At 53.4% G+C, this 20,221-nt stretch carries 17 protein-coding genes; 3 read left to right on the forward strand and 14 right to left on the reverse strand.

Annotation, left to right across the window (positions count from 1 at the left end; genetic code table 11):
* Nucleotides 1-110: 110 nt before the first annotated feature.
* Both NSU01_RS22075 and NSU01_RS22080 read left to right on the forward strand, forming a co-directional pair.
* A complete protein-coding gene (locus NSU01_RS22075) occupies nucleotides 111-620 on the forward strand; it encodes a YbaK/EbsC family protein (RefSeq protein WP_076243304.1) in 510 nt (169 codons plus the stop codon).
* 2 nt (nucleotides 621-622) lie between these two features.
* On the forward strand, nucleotides 623-1,732 hold the full coding sequence (locus tag NSU01_RS22080; protein ID WP_076243305.1) for an MFS transporter: 1,110 nt from the start codon (nucleotides 623-625) through the stop codon (nucleotides 1,730-1,732).
* A 754-nt stretch (nucleotides 1,733-2,486) separates the two neighbouring features.
* On the opposite strand, the gene NSU01_RS22085 is transcribed toward NSU01_RS22080, so the two are convergent.
* The 8 genes from NSU01_RS22085 to NSU01_RS22120 all read right to left on the reverse strand — a co-directional run bounded on the left by NSU01_RS22085 (nucleotide 2,487) and on the right by NSU01_RS22120 (nucleotide 12,124).
* Nucleotides 2,487-4,181, reverse strand: a complete 1,695-nt coding sequence (locus NSU01_RS22085; RefSeq protein WP_144026030.1) for an extracellular solute-binding protein — start codon at nucleotides 4,179-4,181, stop codon at nucleotides 2,487-2,489.
* A gap of 8 nt (nucleotides 4,182-4,189) precedes the next feature.
* Nucleotides 4,190-5,602: a response regulator gene (locus NSU01_RS22090; protein ID WP_076243307.1), complete on the reverse strand. Its 1,413-nt coding sequence runs from the start codon at nucleotides 5,600-5,602 to the stop codon at nucleotides 4,190-4,192.
* The gene (locus NSU01_RS22095) at nucleotides 5,595-7,340 is read right to left on the reverse strand and encodes a histidine kinase (protein ID WP_076243308.1); all 1,746 of its coding nucleotides are present in this window, start codon (nucleotides 7,338-7,340) and stop codon (nucleotides 5,595-5,597) included. Before NSU01_RS22095 ends, NSU01_RS22090 begins: the two co-directional genes overlap by 8 nt.
* Nucleotides 7,341-7,470: 130 nt before the next feature.
* On the reverse strand, nucleotides 7,471-9,318 hold the full coding sequence (locus tag NSU01_RS22100; protein WP_076243309.1) for an ABC transporter substrate-binding protein: 1,848 nt from the start codon (nucleotides 9,316-9,318) through the stop codon (nucleotides 7,471-7,473).
* Nucleotides 9,319-9,348: 30 nt separating this feature from the next.
* Complete coding sequence (locus NSU01_RS22105) at nucleotides 9,349-10,242, reverse strand: carbohydrate ABC transporter permease (RefSeq protein WP_076243310.1); 894 nt, start codon at nucleotides 10,240-10,242, stop codon at nucleotides 9,349-9,351.
* 15 nt (nucleotides 10,243-10,257) lie between these two features.
* Nucleotides 10,258-11,217, reverse strand: coding sequence for an ABC transporter permease subunit (locus NSU01_RS22110; RefSeq protein WP_042138501.1), 960 nt, complete (start codon nucleotides 11,215-11,217; stop codon nucleotides 10,258-10,260).
* A gap of 611 nt (nucleotides 11,218-11,828) precedes the next feature.
* Nucleotides 11,829-11,933, reverse strand: coding sequence for an SMP-30/gluconolactonase/LRE family protein (locus NSU01_RS22115; RefSeq protein WP_144026031.1), 105 nt, complete (start codon nucleotides 11,931-11,933; stop codon nucleotides 11,829-11,831).
* Nucleotides 11,921-12,124 carry an SMP-30/gluconolactonase/LRE family protein gene (locus NSU01_RS22120; protein WP_076243311.1) on the reverse strand — a complete coding sequence of 68 codons (204 nt, stop codon included), beginning with the start codon at nucleotides 12,122-12,124 and terminating at the stop codon, nucleotides 11,921-11,923. Before NSU01_RS22120 ends, NSU01_RS22115 begins: the two co-directional genes overlap by 13 nt.
* A gap of 121 nt (nucleotides 12,125-12,245) precedes the next feature.
* Between NSU01_RS22120 and NSU01_RS22125 the strand changes: the two genes are divergently transcribed.
* Nucleotides 12,246-12,881, forward strand: coding sequence for a GyrI-like domain-containing protein (locus NSU01_RS22125; RefSeq protein WP_305954193.1), 636 nt, complete (start codon nucleotides 12,246-12,248; stop codon nucleotides 12,879-12,881).
* On the opposite strand, the gene NSU01_RS22130 is transcribed toward NSU01_RS22125, so the two are convergent.
* From NSU01_RS22130 to NSU01_RS22155, 6 genes are all read right to left on the reverse strand, one after another.
* On the reverse strand, nucleotides 12,878-13,558 hold the full coding sequence (locus NSU01_RS22130; RefSeq protein WP_076243313.1) for a hypothetical protein: 681 nt from the start codon (nucleotides 13,556-13,558) through the stop codon (nucleotides 12,878-12,880). The genes NSU01_RS22125 and NSU01_RS22130 overlap by 4 nt on opposite strands.
* Nucleotides 13,548-14,234 carry a hypothetical protein gene (locus NSU01_RS22135; RefSeq protein ID WP_076243314.1) on the reverse strand — a complete coding sequence of 229 codons (687 nt, stop codon included), beginning with the start codon at nucleotides 14,232-14,234 and terminating at the stop codon, nucleotides 13,548-13,550. Before NSU01_RS22135 ends, NSU01_RS22130 begins: the two co-directional genes overlap by 11 nt.
* Nucleotides 14,235-14,248: 14 nt before the next feature.
* A complete protein-coding gene (locus tag NSU01_RS22140) occupies nucleotides 14,249-14,878 on the reverse strand; it encodes a YhbD family protein (RefSeq protein WP_076243315.1) in 630 nt (209 codons plus the stop codon).
* 859 nt (nucleotides 14,879-15,737) lie between these two features.
* Nucleotides 15,738-17,576, reverse strand: a complete 1,839-nt coding sequence (locus NSU01_RS22145) for a fibronectin type III domain-containing protein (protein WP_083705446.1) — start codon at nucleotides 17,574-17,576, stop codon at nucleotides 15,738-15,740.
* A 306-nt stretch (nucleotides 17,577-17,882) separates the two neighbouring features.
* Nucleotides 17,883-19,214, reverse strand: a complete 1,332-nt coding sequence (locus NSU01_RS22150) for a VWA domain-containing protein (RefSeq protein WP_042138513.1) — start codon at nucleotides 19,212-19,214, stop codon at nucleotides 17,883-17,885.
* Nucleotides 19,215-19,411: 197 nt separating this feature from the next.
* Complete coding sequence (locus tag NSU01_RS22155) at nucleotides 19,412-20,026, reverse strand: 50S ribosomal protein L25 (protein ID WP_042138514.1); 615 nt, start codon at nucleotides 20,024-20,026, stop codon at nucleotides 19,412-19,414.
* Nucleotides 20,027-20,221 lie beyond the last annotated feature (195 nt).

Raw genomic sequence — 20,221 nt, forward strand, 5'->3', positions numbered from 1 at the left:
AATTGAAATGTTTGGATCATAGATGAGGAATGTTTTGCAGAGTCTGGTGAAACAGGTTAGAATGTAACCCAATATGAAAACCATGTAATTTCAGAAAGGATGCCAAGATCATGTCGATTGCCACTGTTAAAGAACATTTTCGTAAATTCTCCCGCGAGCAGGATGTACAGGAGTTTGCTGCCTCCAGCGCTACTGTAGAGATGGCAGCCGCTGTGATTGGCGTCATTCCGGCCAGAATTGCCAAAACCCTCTCCTTCCGCGGTGCACAGGAAGATGCCATACTCATCGTTGCGGCTGGAGATGCCAAGATTGACAACAGGAAATTCCGCGAGACCTTCGGGTTCAAGGCACGGATGCTAAGTCCGGATGAAGTCTTCGAACAGACCGGACATGAGATCGGCGGGGTTTGTCCCTTCGGGCTGGCCCGTCCGCTGGATGTATATCTGGATGAATCCATGAAGCGGTTCAGCACGCTTTTCCCGGCCTGCGGCAGCACCAATTCCGCCATTGAACTAACCTGCGCTGAACTTGCCGAATACTCCGGAAACCGGGCATGGGTCGATGTCTGCAAAGGCTGGAAGGAAGAACCTACACCATCTCAGATCGGAGACAACACCTGATTATGAAACACGCTGCAACTAAATCTGTACCTTCACCCGGCAAGGAACGTTTCCCGTTATCCCTGCTGGTCCTTACACTTGGCGCCTTCGCCATCGGCATGACCGAATTCATCATCATGGGGCTGCTGCCCAATGTCGCCAGTGATCTCGGCGTAACCATCTCCCAGGCCGGCCAGCTGATTACAAGCTATGCGCTAGGCGTAGCCATCGGAGCGCCTGTGCTGACTGTCTTCACCCACCGGCTGCCGCAGAAAAAGCTGCTCGTCATCCTCATGGGTATTTTCATCTTCGGCAACGCCGTATCCGTTATAGCGCCTACCTATCCGCTGCTGATTATTGCCCGGGTATTGACCGCCTTCGCCCACGGAACCTTCCTCGGGCAGCAGCTCGGCTGGAGGGCTTCCTTCGGCGCCATCACCGTGCTGGGCATTATCTCCCTCTTTGGGATTATCCGCTTCATTCCTGTTATTGTTCAGGAGCAGACAGCCAATCTTGCCGAGCAGGTGCGCGGGCTGATGAATCCCAAGGTACTGCTGATTCTGCTTACGGGAGCGCTGGGCTGCGGAAGCCTGTTCGCTTTGTTCACCTATATCACGCCAATTCTTGAAGACATCACCGGCTTCGCCGAGCATAGTGTCACCTGGATTCTGGTATTGTTCGGAGTTGGCGTTACCCTTGGCAATATCGCCGGCGGCAAGCTGGCCGACTGGAAGCTGATGCCTTCCCTGATCGTCAACTTCGCCGTGCTGGCCGGCATTATCGCATTATTCCCGCTGACGCTGCATCATCCGGTCCTTGCCGTTGCCAACGTCTTTCTCTGGGGGATCGCCGCATTCGGAATAATGCCCGGCATTCAGCTGCGGATCATGAATCTGGCACATAAAGCACCGCTGCTGGCCACCACCTCCAGCCACTCGGCGCTGAATCTGGGCAATGCCGCCGGTGCTTATCTCGGCGGGGTGACCATCAACACACTGGGAATCGCCACGATTCCGTGGCTGGCCTCGGGCCTTGCCGTTCTGGCCCTGTGCGGAGCATGGCTCAGCTATCGCTCCACCCGGGCGAATCGGGCGGAGCATGGACTCGCTGCTGAGATCGGCAAATCTGCCTGAGGAAGCCACAGGCTTATCCTTGGACAGCTATTTATTTTGGAGTAAGATCAACGTGAGCACTTGGGTGGACGCTGCGCGAACGGACCGTTGTTCCAATCGCTGTGCTCTCCAGATTTTTTTCATTCCCCTTAGCGGTGAAAATCCGGAGACCAAGGCGACCGCATTCGCTTTTCCACAATCGTTCCGTCCGCTCCGCTGTTTAAGCGGGAATTGTATTTTTAACCTTAAAAACAAACAAAGAAATTGCTCGTTTTGGTAAAATGGAGGTACCCCCAACCATTTTCAGAGGAGCGATTCCTTTGTACATTCAATAATCCCTGGGCCAACTTTGCTTGCCAATGGATCCCGATGAAGATATCCCGGAAGATCACCTCGTTCGTATTGTAAATACCTTCGTCAACCGGCTGGACAACTCTATCTTTAACGCGGTTTTCCCTGGGGGTGGCCGTGACAGACGAAAAATACGTTTCCTTTGAGTATTACTTTGTAAACGGCACCAAAATTGAGGTGAACTCCAATCGTTACACATTGTTTTGGGGAAAGCGGTCAGTACACACAAAGCCAAACTGGAGGATAAGGTACGTTCCCTGTTCGCTGAAATTGAAGCAGCCGAAAAGCAGGAATAGCAAGAGAAATTCGAGAATCTGACTCGTCAGTATAATATCTACTTTTGGGACAGCCTCTAATTTATGTTACCTGCATCTTTTGCGGATATGCTGATCCCTGTTCACCGTTTCCTCTTTACGATTCCTGTTCACTGGCTGTTGCTGTCATCCTGCTTACTCTCTGCCTCCCGGATGTTCACAATTTGCGTGACCTCCCGCGTGATTTGTCCGCCGCCCATGTTCATCCATTTCACGGTGAATTGATCAAAAGAGCTCAGCGGCGCATCGCCGACGATAATGTTAAGGAACGTCTCACTCTCCAGCTTCTGCAGCGCCGGCCACTTCGCCGCCATATGCAGCGTACTTCCGTAATACACACTGCGCACTCCCTCAACGGCTGTTGTGGACAATACGGCTACCCCGTATTTGTAGGCGTTGGCCGCCTTCCAGCCCTCCAGATTCTTCTTCGGCTGCTCTTCCTCCGCCTGCCAGCGGTCATAGATCAGCCGGGTATCGGGGTCGAGCGCATCCGGGTCGATCTTGCCGTGCAGCGCCTGCTGGATATCCGCATAATGCTTCTCGATGGCATCGCTATAATCAATCAGCAGATCGAACGGATAATAGGCCCGCGGCTGAATACCGGTCTGCGCTGCGAAATCATCCAGCTTCCCGACCTCCTCCACGTTCGGATCCCGTCTTCTTTCCAGCCGGGTGAACACATTCAGCAGCTTCACTACAGCCTCGGGATGCGCGTATCCTTTGCGGACAACCAGATAACGGTCCGTGACCGGGGCTATATGGGCTACGAATTTGCCGGACTCATCCAGCGGTGCGGCGTAGGCCCGCCATTCGGCTTTGGTATCCTGGGCAACCGCTTCCGACAACGGATAGAAGGGCATCCACCAGGGCCCGAAGAAAATTCCGGCTTTGCCGGCAATAATCGGCTCCTGGGTTTCTTTGTACAGCGCAAACTCAGGATCAATTAATCCCTGTTTGTACCATGCGGCGAGCTGGCCCAGCGCTTTGCGTGTCTCCGGGGTAACCGAACCATAGACTACGTTACCGCTGCTGTCCTTAATCCAGTTGGTCGGGAAGGAATGAAAGGCGCTGAACACGGCGTCCAGACCGTTCACATACGGCTTGGTCCCGTACACAATATTCTTGTAGGCGCTAATGCCCACGGTATCACGCTTGCCGTTGCCGTCCGGGTCCTTGTCGATAAAAGCTCTGGCGATCGCCTCAATATCCCCAAGCGTTCGCGGAGCCGGCAGCTCCAGCCGGTCCAGCCAGTCCTGGCGGACCCACAGCAGGGAGGTCGAATCTGCATGAATGGCTACATTCGGCAGTCCGTACAATCTTCCGCCCCGCTGCGCATCGGCTAGAGCTTCGCCATGAGTCGAATCGTACATATCCTTGATCAGTCCGGAGCCGTACTGCTCATACGTATCGGTAAGATCCTCAATCATATCGCTTGCGATCAGCTTGCTGAGCTGATCCCGGTCCACCACCATCGCATCCGGCAGATCATTGCTGTCTATGGCCAGCTGCGCTTTTTGAGTAAACGGCTCTTCGCCTTTCGCTTCCCAGGAATGAATGACTCTGATGTTCGTCAGGCTCTCCAGATAGCGGGAGATCGGATTATTATCATTGCTGTCGCCTGTAGTCAGCCGGGAATCCGGCACCTTGAAGCCGATCCGCATCACGACCGGCTCCTCATACCGGCCGTAAGCAGCGGCATCGGCAGCATTAGCGGCCGGCGCTGTCCGTTCCGCAGGCCCCCCTGCACCGCTGCTGCGGCAGGCGGACAGACTGAGCAGCAGCAATAGAGGCAAGGAATATCTCATGACCCGGTTCACCGCTCCCCCATCCCTTCTGCACGGTATTCACTGGGCAGCTTGCCTACATGCTCACGGAACAGCCTGCTGAAATAGCGGTCATCCTCAAAGCCGGACCGGCAGGCAATTTCGCAGACCGGCGCATGGGTATCGCGCAGCAGGGATTTGGCCAGTTCCAGCCGCATGCTCCGCAGACTGTCCCCGAAGGTCTCCCCGGCAAAGCGGGCAAAGCACTGGCTGAAATAGCCGCGGCTCATATTAATGGCGGCGGCTACATCGCCCTGATTGATTTTATCCCCGGCATGGCTCTTCATATAGTTCACAGCGCTGATCAGGCAGAACATCACTTCTTTGCTCATGCCCAGCTCAATCATCCGCTGCTGAACCTGAGCGGAGAACTGGCGCAGCCAGCTTTTCCACTGGCACCAGTTCCGGTTGCGGTGTGCCGATAGTGCAAGCTCCGCCGCCGCCTCCGGCTTCATCAGCAGCCCGCTCCAGTTGCGCAGCAGCTCCCTTCCAAACTCAGCAACCGCCTCCTGGCGCGGCTGCCGGGACAGAACGGCTGCGTTGAAGTCTTCCCAGGCTCCCCGCTCAAGCGTCCACCGGAGATTCACTGCACGCACCAGCGGCTCCGGTTCCTCTGCAGCGGTAGCGGGACGATGCCTTCCGGCAACCGTTTTGAGTTCATCATAGCTCAGCTTGGGCAACTCAGATTCACCGGTATAATAGAACAGTGCCTGCGGAACCGTCCGTTCCAGAACCTCCTCCAGCTCCTTCAGCGGCTGATCACGCACCCCTTCTACAAGTACAGCTGCCCAGCCTGCTCCAAGCACGGCCTCCAGCTCACGGCGGATTTCTTCCACGGCCACACGGCAGGGAAGCGGGGTCATCCACAGGTTCTGGAATGAGATCAGCGGATGGTTCTTGACCAGTGACAGTTCAAAGAGCTCCGCTTCCTTCCCTTCAGGCTCCAGGGGCAGATAGAGCAGAGCCTTGTCTGCAGACATAACCTTCAGTTCGCCGGATACCAGGGCGCCCCGGTTGCCGTCCTCCCACCTGATCCGCTCCACCAGCCTGCGGATGGTTTCGTCGGCATTCTCCACCTCCAGCAGCGTTTTAACAATATAATCGACCGCTCCCAGCCGCAGTGCCTCCTGCACATAATCGAATTCATGGTGGCAGGTGAGCACCACACAGCGGACAGCCGGAAAGCGCAGCCTGACCTGGCGGATCAGCTCGAACCCGGTCATGCCCGGCATTGTAAGATCCACGAACAGCAGATCCGTCTCCTGCTGGCGGAGCAGCTCCAATGCAGCATTGCCGTCCCCCGCTTCACCGGTAATCACCACCCCGAAGGACGGCCAGTCAATCAGCGAGATGAAGCCTTTGCGCACCAGCCGCTCGTCATCCACGACCACAGCTTTAATCATTGAAGTCCTCCTTGCTCATAATGGGTATGATGATGGATACCGTTGTACCGCCGCTCTCCCCGCTGAGAATCTCCAGACTCATCTGCTCCCCGTAATACATGCGCAGCATCCGCATCACATAAGCGAATCCGATACCAAGCCCCCGTCTCCGTACGGTCTCCTCCGCAAGCAGCTCCTCAATCTTCGCCTGATCCATTCCCGCACCGTTGTCCTGCACAATGAGCTGCACTTCACTCGTACCCTGCGCGGTAATGATTACATCCACCTTGCCGTTGTCACTCAGTCCGTGATAGATGGAGTTCTCGACCAGCGGCTGCAGCAGGAACCGGGGAACCGCAGCGGACAGCACCTCCGGATCGGTCTCTACATTGAACTCGAATTCATAATCGTAACGGATACGCTGCAGCTCCATGTAATTACGGATCGCTTCAATCTCCTCCCCGATGGTGACGATGATGCTCTGCTTGCCGAGGTTATAATGCAGCACCTTCACCAGCAGGGTAACCAGCTTGTCAATCTCCTTCTGTCCGTTCAGCCGGGCGAGCCACTGCACCGTATTGAGCGTATTATGCAGGAAATGCGGATTGATCTGGCTGAGCAGCTTCTCAATCTCGAACTGGCTTTTCTGCTTCTCATTGCGGGCCACAGCCAGAATCAGCTCATTCACCTGATCCTTCATCTGCTGGAAGTTGCTCAGGACAGAATCGAATTCCTCCACATTCGTGAATGCTACCGGCGTGGTGACATTCTCCGCCATGCGGATAATTTCGAGATTGACCTTGCGCAGCGGACCATAGACCCTTCTCCAGATCAGCCAGGCCAGAAATCCTGCGAACAGGAGGGTGAGCAGCGCCAGCAGAATCATTTTGTAGATCCAGGTGTAAATCTCACTGTTGAACACCGACCGTTTGACCACGGCTACAAGCTTCCAGCCCTGCGGACTCTCATAGCGGAACAAATGATAGCCATTCAGCACCTCATGCGCAGAACCGCCGCTCCGGCTGGCCTGTTGTATGATCCTTTCCGGCACTTCACCGTCAATGACATGCGTAAGGGTGCCGCTCTGATTCACCAGGAGATGATTAACCTTCATTCCGTAGGCTTCCTGATTGAAAATTTTGCGCAGCAGACTGTAATTGGTCTCCAGATAGATATACAGCTCATGCTGCCCGCTCACCCGTACGATCCGCCGCTCCGAGAAGACGACATTATCGCCGACAGCATACATCGTGCCATGCGGACCATAATAATCAGCCCCGTTATAGCGCATGAACGAAGGCAGGCTGCTGAGATCGAAGCCCCTTCGCGTACTCATGTTGGTGAACAGCACCGGATCATCACTGTCAGGCATGATATAGGCGGTCAGACCGATATAGGGATTGGTGAAGTTGACCAGGTTGATCTTCTGATTAATCGAATTCATCATTTGCGACTTGCGGTAGATCTGCTTCTCCTGCAGAAAAGAAGACATCTCCTCCACAATCTGTCCGTCCAGCGCAAACTGCTTGGAGGCGAAATCCAGATTGTCGATGGCATTCTCCAGGCTCAGCGCTTCCTGGCGCAGACTGGCACTGATGCCGCTGCCGATTTTGCCGGACAGAATGGAATAGATGGAAGTGTAGGATATGAAGCCGACAATCAGCAGCGGCAGCAGCGTACCGATCAGCAAATAAATCACCAAAGTAGTCCGCAGGGACTTCCCCTTCGGCGGATGGCCTGCTTGCTTCTTTCCAGGCATGGGGCCGGACCTCATCTCTTAATGAAAGCGTTTCAATATATAGAATCAGAATACCAGATTTTTCTTGTTCTGAAAATAAGAAGGCAGAACAGCGCGGTCGCTGCCCTGCCTATTCCCTATCCGCTTCCGCTTACTTCACACTTTTGCGGGCTTCGAACAGCTCTTCCGCTTTCTTCACGGAGAAGTCCATCACGTCCTGATAGCCGAGACCGTTAACTTTGTCATGCATTTCTTTGTTCAGCTTATCGAATTCCGCCTGATTTTTGGCGAAGACCATCTTCCAGGAGATCTGCTGGATCACAGTACCGATCTGCTTGTTCTTCTGCTCCAGCGTTTTGTCCATCGTCAGCGGCTCTTTGCCGGTGAAGCCCTGCGGCGCTACAGCGAGCAGATTATTTTTCTCAAAATATTCCTTGGCCGTAAGCACGCCCATCTTCGCTCTCCAGTCACTGTCGAGCTTCGACGGATTGCGTTCCAGTGTGGTCTGCCACAGATTGTGGTCATACGGCTCATTCGTAGCCGGATTCACCATCGCCGGAACCACGAAGGAGAAGTTCATCTGATTCGAGCCGTAATAGTAGTCGCCGCCGCCGTATTCCTCGGGAACCTGCGTGTTCTGCTGATCGGCATAAGCCTTCCAGCCGAAGTCGGTCACGACCGGCTTGCCGCTGCTGTCAATATCCCAGGCCAGTCCCTGCGGTCCATTGGAGACTGCCGTTCCGCTGCCTGCCGAGATCATTGCGCCTTCCGGTGTGTACATCCAGTTGATGAACTCCATGATACGTGCCGGCTCTTTGGCCTTGGCGCCGATGGCGATAATTCCGTTGCCGCCGTATACGTTGAAGCCTGTGGAGTACATCAGCTCATCCTTGAACGGTACAAGCGCGAACCCTTTGCCTTCTGCGGTTCTCTCCGGTGTATTGTAGTTGGCTGCGCCCAGCCACGGGAACCAGGAGAAGAGCAGGCGGCCGTCCTTGTATTTCGCCACCACATCATCGAATTTCTGGGTAAGCGAGTCCGGGTCAAGCAGGCCCATCTGATTCGCTTCGAAGTAGAGCTTGAGCGATTTCATATACCAGCTGTCCTCGGAGAGGAAGTCATAGTACTTCTCTTCATCCGCCTTGACATACAGCGCGGTATCCGCTATTTCGTCATAGCCCATCATGTTGGCGAACTGCTTCGCCAGCGTCATTTTATAGTTGCCGTCCCAGTCGGACCATAAGGAGAAAGCATAGGTTTTCTTCCCCTGCTCATTCTTCGGCTCCAGCTCCTGCATCTGCTTCAGCACCGGGAGATAATCCTCGATCTTGCTGATTTCAGGTGCACCTAGCTGCTGATACAGGTCCCAGCGCAAGTCGGGTCCCCAGGTCATGTCCTTGCCCTCGGAAGGTCCCGACGGGTTGGTTGCCACGTTATTGCCGATACCGAAGACGGAGCTTCCGCCGCCAAAGGCCACTTTAGCCTTCTCTACCGCTTTGGGGAACTGCTTCACAATATCCGCGCCGTATTTGTCCAGCAGGCCGTCCTGTGTCCAGTCCAGCAGCAGCTTGCCTTTGATCGCGTTCGGATAATGGTTCTTGTCATCCCCGAAGATGATGACATCGCCGAGATCGCCGGAGGCCATCATGGCTGAGATTTTGGTATCCCCGCCAGTCAGGTTGGAGGCGACAATATCCAGCTCAATGTTGAATTTGTCCTTGATGACTTTGGCGAACCAGCCGATTTGCGGGCCGGCGTAATTAGCCGTTGTCGAGAATACGGTCAGCTTGAGCGGCTTGGAATGGTCCAGCGCCCCGTCTGCCGGAGCCGCTGTGGCCTCTGTGCCGGCGGCTGGCGTGGCTTCGGCCGCCGGCTTATCCGTGCTGGCCGCCGTGCCCGAATTGCCTGAATTTCCGTTGCCTCCGCCGCAGGCTGCCAGAACCAGCACCATTATCGTGCTTAGCAGAAGTAGCGATACTTGTCTAAATCTGAATCTCATTGCTTCATACCCCCTGATATATTAGTTCGGTCAGCCTTTGACGGCCCCGATCATGATGCCTTTGACGAAGAAACGCTGAAAGAACGGATACACAATCAGAATCGGCATCACTACGATCATGGTGACCGTCATCCGTACCGACGTCGGAGTCTGCATATTCTGAATGCTGGCCGCCATATCCGGTGAATTGCGGATCAGCGCGGCGAGCGAGCTGGATTCGTTCAAATACCGCCAGAGCAGGAACTGCAGCGTGTAATATTTCGTGTCGGTCATCAGGAACGCCGTATCAATGAAGGAGTTCCACTGGTTAACCGCCGAGAAAATCGTAATCGTCGCCAGAATCGGCGTGGTCAGCGGCACAATGATGCTCCAGAATACCCGCAGGTATCCAGCACCGTCCATCGCTGCCGATTCCTCCAGGGAAGGCGGAATTGCCTCCACGAAGGTTTTGACCAGAATAATGTTGAACGGGGTAATAATCGTCGGCAGAATATAGGCCAGATAATTGTTGGTCAGATGCAGATTGTGCATCGTGATGTACCAGGGGATCAGCCCCGCGCTGAAATACATCGTGACCACAATGCTGCGGTACCAGATCTGCCGGCCCCACATTTCTTTCTTGGTAAACAGATAGCCGAGAAAAGCCGATGCCCCAACCGTCAGGAACGTGCCGACTACTGTTCTGTAGACCGAGACCAGTGCCGCGTGGCTTAGCCCGCTGATCTTCAGCACCTTGAAGTAGTTGTCGAAATGAATCTGCCGCGGATAGAACTTGATATACCCTCCGGCGCTCAGATCATTGGAGCTGATCGTGTTAATGAACAGATAATAGAACGGATAAATACAGCTCAGGGTGAATAATCCGAAGAGCAGATAGATGATTCCCTGAAAGAGGGCATTGCCCGGTTTAAGCTTGTTCCGCATGTGGAATCACCGCCCTTAAATAATGGATTCGTCACGCACAATCTTCGAGAGTGTATTGGCCGCGAACAGCAGGATAACACTGACCACCGACTTCAGCATGCTGACCGCCGTTGCGAACGGGAAGTTGTTGGCAAAAGCGATATTGTACACGTAGAGGTCAAGCACCTCGATCGTGTCCTTATTCATCGCATTCTGGAAGGCGAAATACTGCTCCATGCCGTTATTCACAAAGTTGCCGATGGAGAGCAGCAGCAGGACGAAGAAGGTAGGAATGATGCCGGGAACCGTGATATGCCAGATCTTGCGGAACCGGCTCGCTCCATCCACTTCCGCCGCTTCATATAGCTCCTGGTCAATTCCGGCAATGGCCGCAAGGTACAGGATCGCTCCCCAGCCCAGCGACTTCCACCAGTACCAGGCGATCATCGTAATCCAGACATGAGAGCTGGAGGCCAGGAAGTTGAAGCCTTCATCTGCGAAGCCGAACTGGACCAGCAGGTGATTCACCACGCCGCTGTCTACGGAGAACAGTGAGAAGGCCAGCGCATAGACAAGAATCCAGCTGATGAAATTCGGAATCGTGGTCAGCGTCTGCACCAGCTTGCGGTACCAGCCTGACCGGACCTCGGTCAGCAGAATGGCAAAGATTACGGGAAACACTGAGGTCACCAGCCCGAGTGAGCTCATCGCAACCGTATTCTTCAGCACCCGCAGCACCTCAGCCGTCTGAGTCGGATTAGCAACAATGGTCCTGAACCATTTCAGGCCGACAAAGGGCGTGTCCGACAGGGGAATGCCGGGAATGAAATCATAGAAGGCATAAATCCATCCGCTTATCGGCAAATAGTAGAAAATAAAAGTTACCGCCAGAAACGGAAGCGCCATGAAAAACAGCTTGTATTTGTTCTGCAGCTTCCTGCGGGGCGGCGGGGCCGGCTCCACACCATGCAGCAGTTCACCAGAGGGTACTCCCATATCGAAATCTCCTATATCCAGATTTTGTTTGCGCTTTCAGTCTAACAGAAAGCAGCCTGCTATCAGGAGAGAGGAACGGCGCCCGGCGCGTGACAGCGGTAGGAGGCTATAGGACCATTTTCACAGCGCAGCGGACCATTTTCACAGCGCAGCGGACCATTTTCACAAACCAGCAGCCAAAAAAGATGTTGTCCATCAGCAGCACTCCTGCCGATAGACAACACCTGACCTTACCTGAATTGAATAGAGATATTCATGGTATCCATATCCAACTAGCACAATATCAGAACTGGAGATGTACGTTGATGTTGATCCACTATCGCAGCATGTAATAGTTGTAAAATGTGCAATTAAAAACAGCGAAAAAGCTTGCTGGCATCCTTTAACTGTATTCTGTACAACTAAATCTCCCGAATGGGTGCTAATCGTTCAACATATGGCAGTTTAATTGCACGAAATACAACTAAACGGATAACCGGTTGTAAATCAGATGTTTTAGTTGTACAAAGTGCAGTTAAGTCTACCGGAGGAACTACCGTAATCAGGGTCACTGCAACCCCTCAGCAAGCGATTTACCTAAGTGTTCTCACAAGTTTAAACCTGATGTTATACTATCCGGCGAACCTGATCACCGGTCTGCGGCAGCTTACCGAGCCATCCTGAAGCGAATAGTCCATCGCATCGACCGTGAAGGTCAGTGTATCTATGTAATACATTGGTCAGGTAATGCTGCCCCTACTCTTTGATCAAAGTAATGGATGTCTTCCGTACCCGCAGCGGGGTCATATACCCGCAATTCCCTGCTGTCAATATCCACCCAATACAGCTTGTCTTCTACCAGATCCCAATGCGGTCCTTCACCAAGCACAGACTTGGCATCGGTAACTAATTCAATTTGTCCGGTCAACGGAAACCCTCCCAGCCCTTGCCTCCGCAGCGCTATTTGTACTACCGGCTGCCTGCCAACATGACATACACCTGTCCAGTTCAGCATGGTATTCTTCATATAGCAGAATAATAATGATGAGGTGATCCGGTTGAAAGTTGAATGGAGAAAACAAGACAAGTCTCTTTACCTGCCCGCTGCCGAACCCGCTCTGATTCAAGTGCCCGCCTATAATTATTTCATACTGCGGGGTGAAGGCAATCCGAATGCTGCGCCTTTCGCTGAAGCCGTCGGCGTATTGTACTCCCTCTCTTATGCCATTAAAATGCTGCCCAAAAAAGGGCCGGAACCGGATGGGTATTACGACTATACGGTCTTCCCGCTGGAAGGTGTGTGGGATCTCAGCGAAGCCGGCCGTAAGAAAGCAGTTCTTGATAAAGACGAATTGGTGTACACCCTGATGATCCGTCAGCCGGATTTTGTAACCCCGGAGCTTGCCGCTGAAGTGCTGGAGAAGGTCAAGCACAGCAAGCCGAATCCGCTGCTGCACAAAGCTGCCTTCGATAGCTTCGAAGACGGCCTCAGTGTACAAATGATGCATACCGGCCCCTACGATGATGAGCCGCACAGCTTCGCAAGGATGGAACAATATTGTGCGGAACAGGGGCTGCAGCGGATTTCTCATCTTCACCGGGAAATCTATATTTCGGATGCCCGCCGGGTCCAGCCGGAGAAGCTGAGAACAGTGCTGAGGTTCAAGGTATCACGCCAGAATTAACGCAGTAATTTCACCGGATTCCGTACCGTTGCGCTCTTATGAATCTCTAGCGTATCACGGTATTCCACTGTATCGATCTCGCAGCCTGTGCCGATGATAACCCTTCCGCCCCGCACAGTCTGCGCCTGCGTACTCTGCAGCTCAATCTGGTCCCCTTCAATCAGCCGGGCCTGAAAGCTCATTTTCTTGCCTTGTCCGGGCCTCAGCAAGGCTCCGGTCCGGCTGCGTTTGATAGAAATGCTGCTGCCGCCGACCGCATCCGCTCTGCAGGGGCCAAACAATCCCAGTTCGAGCTTCCCCGCATTAAGCAGTCCGCTCACCTCAATGATTCCGGTAAGCTGCAGCTCCTCTGCCTCGCAATCTCCGGTAACCATAATCCCGCCGGTTAGTTTGATTTCTTCTATCCGCAGTCCGCCGCCTGCCGTAAGCTGACCTTGTCCGCGCAGACTGGCTCCGTCGATCCGCCCCTTAACCTCACACTCTCCGGTAATCTTCATATGCTGCAGCCGCAGATTGCCGTCCACTTTGATCTCTCCGGTCTGGCTGAACTTCAGGCAATCCACATCCCCGGTAAATTTACATTCTCCGGTCACTTTGACATCCTTGAAATGCCCGCCAACAGAACTGGAGGTCCCCAATATCTTCAGATCATTGCGCGTTACGGAATCATGCACCATTCTTCTCCTCCTTCTCCACACGGGCTCCGGGATGTACAGTCAGTCCCGTTCTATATTCGACCCGGCCGATGCTGCAGCCTTCCCCGATAATGACGGTGCCGCCCCGGACCACATCCGCCGTTGTATATTCCAGATCTATATAATCGCCTTCAATGAGCTTGGCCCGCAGCTCCAGTTTGAACTTGGGAATGATCCCTCCTAACAGCCTGCCCCACGCTGCGGAGCCGGTTTTGCGGATAATCAGGCTCTCCACCCCAATTTCGCCCGCCTCTGCCAAACCATGAAGCCCGAATTCTATCCGACCAGCACTGAGCAGCCCGCCTACAGTAAATACCCCTTCACCAATCAGTTCCTCAACCTCACAATTGCCTTTCAGCTTCAGCATGCCGTCCAGCTCACAGCGCTCTCCACGCAGACTGCCGTCACCGGTCAGCACACCGTTCAGCTTCATTACACCAGCCTGGAGGTTGCCCTTCAGTCTGAAGTTACCGTTAATCTCCATCTCTTCCGCAGTAAGATCACCGTTCATCTTCATTACGCCGTCACATTTATAGGTATGCGCGCTCAGCGCTCCGTTAATCTTGCTTACGCCGTTGATATTCACCTTGTTATATTTGCCTCCGGCGGCTGTATTGACCCCATCCATCTGCAAATCCGGCAGCTCATTCTTCTCCATTGCCAGTCCTCCCATTAGCTTAATCTTACTTTCAATTGTTCTGTCAGGTCGGCAAGACTAAGCCTGCTGACTACCCGGACTCCTTCATCGAAGGCCAGCTCTGCCCCGGACAGCGCCATCAGATAGAAACTGACCCCCATCTTCCGTACAAAAAACAGCTCCCAGTTCTTTCCCGCAAATCCCGGGGTATGCACTCCAAGTGTCAGATAGAGCCGGTCTGCTTCCTCCAGATTCAGCTCCCCCTTACTCAGCAGCAGATCTACAGTGAACAGATTCAGAATCTGCTCAAAGGTTAGCTGCATCCCTTCACTGTCCGGCCTGCCGAACCGCTCCAGGCTACTGTTCGAAACAATGTTACGTTCCCTTAGCTGTGCTACTGTTAATATGAGCTGGTGCTGAGACAACGGCTCTGACAGCTTTCCGGCAAGTTCATCGAGAGAAAGGTCATCTTTCTTCTGCAAAATATGCTGCACCCGTCCCAGTATTCGTTCCCGCGGGAAAAAAGTCTCTTGTCCGGTAAACGTGGACTTGCGGATGAACCATTCCTCAGGAATCAATTGTTTCCTCTTCCAGCGGTATAACTGGCCGTATGAGATGCCGGTTTCATCCAGCAGCTCCTTCTTGGAGATTAAATCCTCTTCCATACGATCACTCCTTGCAACCATCGTAACATAACACTGTTACGTTGTAAATAAACAAGCATCGCTTTCGCTTTATATACTTTCTTGAATTCATACTGAGGTTCACAGTGGAATTCAGCAGACAAGGACTGACACCCCACTCCTCCAGTTCCATAATTCTCCACCGCTTTTCCCTGTCAGTACAAGTTGCCGGTTAGCCGCTATGGGACTGGCGGATCAATTTCAATTTCTTACACTTGATTCGTTACCGGCTGACTTGGGACTTCTTAGAGTCAGGAAGCACTGTAGACGTAAATGTTGTACGTTTTGCAACTTTGATTCCTGGAAAGCCGGTTGATCGGGAGGATTGTTGTATGGAATACAACAATCCTCCCGATCAGTCGCTTGAATCAGGTGAAATCCTGTATTTTATACAACAATGTTGGATTTGGGCCGGCATATGGAGGGAAAAGTTGTATTATGTGCAGGATTTCAGGAAAAGTCAGCTAGAAACATCCGGCTAGGAGAAGCTGCCAGCTCCCTGCCCCGGAAAGCGGATAAACGGGGAAATTCCCGCGGCAAAAGCAGCCGCCCGGAAGCGCAATTATTTGCAAGCATTAAGGATTGATATCTTATGATAACCCTTAAATATAGCCCATATAGAGAAGACGCACATAAGATTTGAGCATGAAGCTTAGTCGTCACTGCGGTGAACTTTTGGACTTCCGGCCGCTGCCCGCCCCCGGATTTCTTGATGATTACCGCTGTTCGCGGTGGAAATCCGGTGACAAAGGCATCAAAAAACCAGGCAACCCATTGGCTGCCTGGCTATTCTTGCTCACTTCATGACAATAGCTCTATTCCGCACCGCCGCTAATGCTGCTTACTGCACATAAGTGTAATGCGGCGAATCATACTGCGGGCCGGATTTCTCGTAGGTGAACCAATATTCAATGCTGCTGCCTGTGCTGAGGCCGCTTACGGTCTGGCGCCAGGTTCCCGAGGCAAGCGTCATGCGGTAATTCAGCTGTGCGCCGCCGTTCACCTTATAGTGGACATCCACATACAGCGCGGACGTTACCGGTGTGATGAAGATGCTGGCCTCAGCAGCCGACACCTTCGTTACGCCTGCCGTATAATCCGCTGTCACGTGATTCCCGCTGCCGCCGGAAGCGTTCGTGGTTACGGTCACGGCATTACTAGCAGCGGAGAGGTTGCCTGCGGCATCGGCCGCTTTTACCGTGAAGGTGTATGCCGTTGAAGCCGTCAGTCCGCTGACGGTTGCTGTAGTTCCGGTAACAGAAGCCGCCTGGGTGCCGCCGCGGTACACGTAATATCCGGTGACTCCGGTGTTATCGGTGGATGGCGACCAGCTTAGGCTGACCGTAGTGTCCGTTTTACCTGTTGAGGCCAGATTCCCTGGTACCGTAGGTGCTGTAGTATCTCCAGGAGTGCTGCCCCCGGTCAGATACTGGCCGGTGAACGGGTTGAAACGGTGCAGCGAGAGGATCAGCCACCCGGTGCTTGATACACAGTTCTGCTGGGCCATCACCCAGTAGCTGTTGCTTGTACCCTTGAGGGAATAAGGGATTCCGCCGAGCGACGGGCCGCTGGTTCCCTGTTTTTTGATAATCTCCGTGTTGATGGCATTCGCCTTCGTTGTATTTCCCTGCATGTAGTAGGCAAGCGACATAAAAGCCGTTCCCTCCAGCCACACATCCGCCCCCGTATTGCCAATCTGATTGCCGTTGTCGTCATACGCCGGGAGCACTTCATCCGTCCAGTCAAAATCATACCCGGAAAGTGTATTTCCGGCATCGTTATAGGTCAGGGTCTGCTTATAGCGCGGATTAGCCAGTGTTCCCGGTGTACCGGCCGCGTTCTCCACATAGGTCAGGCTTGCCCCGTAGTTGCGCGTTCCGTTCAGCCCGAGGGCGAGCACTCCCCAGGGATTTACATCCAGCGGGATTTTGGGATCGATCAGATTCGTATCATTCTTCCAGCCGCCCTTGAAGCGCTTAGCCGCATCATCCCAGACCACATTGTCCATGAAGCTCTTCACACCCGTTGCCGCTGCTGTATAGGATGCCGTTTTGCCGGAATCAACAGAAGCATAGTACTGCAGCACGCGGTACAGATCGATATTATGCTCCGTCGAGCTCCAGGGCTCATCCGAATTGCTCCATGCGCTCCAGCCACCGGCGATCCCGCCGTTTGCTTTGGAGTATGTCAGGCACCAGTCCAGCGCCTTGAGCGCCATCGGACGATAGCGGGTATCATTATACTGCTTCTCATAAGCCATAGCCGCCATGGCCATCCAGGATACAGGTCCGACATGCTTGCGGATTTCTTCCCCATAGCCATTGTTATACCAGTAGGAGTTCAGCCAATAGCCGGACGGGTCCTGGATGTCACGCATTTTGTTCAGCACCTTCTCCGCCCGGGTCCGTTCCCCTTTGACGATGAAAGCGATGGCTGCGACGGCCTGATCATAAGTATAGACAATTTGCTTGGGATTGTTCGGACCCCAGAAATCCTCGAAGCTGTCAACCAATCCGTCAAACGCATATCCGGCCGTTGCATCCTGCTGCACCTGCAGCCAGGTCAGTGCCCGGTTTGAAGCATCACTTACCGCATCCGCGCGGGCAATACCGGCAGCGGGCAGCGAAGCGCCCAGAATCAGCACGGCGGTCATCAGGAAGAGAATCAGCTTTCTTTTCATCCATATTCCTCCTTGGTCGATCTATTACTAAAGCGTTTTCAAAGGGCGGAAAAGCGGGTGAAGCTATGCCATACCATGGTAATTATCCTCATTCTCAGCTTTGATAGCGCTTTCGTCAATCTAAAACTGGGACATTTTTACTAAATGAGGCGAAACACCCGTTCGCCCCTTTTTTCGACAAAGCGAAAGTCCTGAATAGGTTTCTGCGGAATTCGTTAATATGCATTTTTTGACAGCAAGGCATGCAAAAAAAGCTCCGGAATGTTGATTAACGCTCCGGAGCCTTACTCTTATATCAGCTGAGCTCTATGAGCGCAGGACACCCTTCTCCCGGGCTTCACGCAGCCACTTGGGATACTCATTAAACAGGCGGTCATACAAATCCTCATCACTGACCTCATCCAGATCGTCCAGCGCAAAGAAATCGGCATTATCGACATAACGGCCCTGCAGATCATCGAGCTCACGCAGCACACCATAGTCCGCATTGCCGAGCCCGACAAACTGCCAGAAGATGTTATGCTTCGAGCTTTGGATCAGCAGCTTCGAGATCTTCGGTGTCTCATAAATTCCGCCGTCACTGAAGAACACAATGTAAGCAGGCAGAGCGCCCGGCTCTTCCTTCGTATACTTCTTGATAATATCAGCCATAACCACCGGCTCATTATTGCCGATGCCCAGCCCGCCGAACATCTTCGGCCCCGGGTATGTTCTCTTCACATAATCCTCGTACCCGTGCTCATCTACACTCGGCATCCGCTTGCTCTTGGTCGCGAAGAACCATACATCCAGCCTGCCGTCGTCATCCATGCTGGCTGCCACGGCCAGAATCCGCTCAAATGCCCGCTGAACAACGCCCCTCGAATACAAGCCGGACATGGAACCTGATGCATCGAACACAACGGCCACCCTGGCCTTCTCCTGCTCCAGATTCTTCTTGCGCAGCGAGATTCCGACCTTCTGCTTCAGCAGGTCAATCTTCGTTAAGTTCAGCGTGGGCCGGGAAGCCGTCTCCTCCGCCACACTTCCCTCGGTTCCGCTATATGTAGCAGCAGCTTCCGTGTGACCCTGCATCACTTCAGCCTCCGTCTTGCTGCTGTTCTCCGGCTCTTCGTCCTCCACCTCGACTCCGTGCGCTTCAGCCAGCGGCTTCAGACCGCCGTGAAATCCCCGGCCGACGGCTCTAAGCTTGAAGCCTTCGCCGTGACGGTATAACTCTGCCAGCACCAGCGAGGTCTCGGCATTACTCTGATTTATTTCATACACCAGCTCCGTGTTGGCCGCAGCCGCACTGATTCTGCAGCCCCTGACATCAGCAAAAGTCCCCGGCCCGTCCAGCGTGGCTGCGAAAACGCATTTGGCAACCGCAGATTGCCGCAGCGCATGCAGATCGATGGCAAACTCGCCGCTGTACTTGTCGATGGCGTTGAACTCTACGATCCGTTTGGGATCGGCGGGCTGGTTGTAGAAAATGAAATAATCATCGGACGTAACCTTGCCGTTCTCCCCGACCATGAAACAGCTGATATCCAGCTCCGCCGGCGAACTGCTGCAGGAAATCTTCACCGTCGCCTGCGGCGAGGCTTCATCCAGCTTGGCATTAGAGCCGGTGACCAGCTTAACGATATTCAGATTCATGAATGCACTCTCCCTTACTTTCACAATGTATAATAGATGATTGCAGGATTCCGCTATTTAGCAAAAAGGAGCAGACAACTCCCTGATGAGGATATGTCTGCTCCCGGTTGATCAAGCTTATGATCCGCATATCAGCCGGTCTAAACGGGCTGTGGTGCGGCTTGTCCAATGAACTGGACTATAAAATACATAATAAGTTACTCTTCTGTCTTGCCTTCGTCAGCTGCTTCTGCCGCTGCTGGTTCAGCAGCATCTGTATCAGCAGGCTCTTCAAGAACAAGCGGAGGTGAGATCCGCACGATCAGCGTATCTTCAGGGGTAAGGATCTCCCAGCCATCATGCTTCGGCAGATCGGAGACCAGCAATTGATCACCGATGTCGAGTCCGCTGATATCCACCTCGAAGGAAGCGGTCAGCTTGTCCGGCAAGGTACGGATATCCAGCTCATAGAGCTCTACCTGCTGGACGCCGCCGCTCTTGACACCGACAGGATCGCCGGTGAAGTGGAATGCAACCTTGGTGTCGAGTTCTGCCTTCATATCAATCTGCTGCAAATCTACATGGAGCAAAGAACGTGACAGCGGCTGGCGCTGTACTTCCTGAATGACCGCATTTTTGGAGCCTGAACCGGGGAATTCCACTTTCAGGATCGCCCGCGGGTTTTTGCCGAGAATCTCATTGAGTGTTTTGGCTTCTGCTGTAAAGGACTGGGTATCTGAACCTGCACCGTAGACGACGACCGGTACAAGGCCTTTGCTGCGCTGGGAAGAGGTAGAGCCGGATCTTTCTGTCAAGCGTACTGTGGTATTCATGATATTCCTCCTAAAGGTTTTTTAGCGGTGCATACTTTCAGGGGCTGCTCCTAATGCTGAACAAAGCTGGCCCTGCAAGCATCCGCCAAGTGGTGTCAGCATAGCTGCAAGTGATGGTTCTTCGTACAAAACTGGCTTATTGCTCAGGTAATAAAAAACAAGACCAATTAGATGTCTTAAGTCTAATCAGTCTCT

This window comes from Paenibacillus sp. FSL H8-0259 (assembly GCF_037963255.1).
Classification (GTDB): Bacteria; Bacillota; Bacilli; order Paenibacillales; family Paenibacillaceae; genus Paenibacillus_AQ; species Paenibacillus_AQ phytohabitans.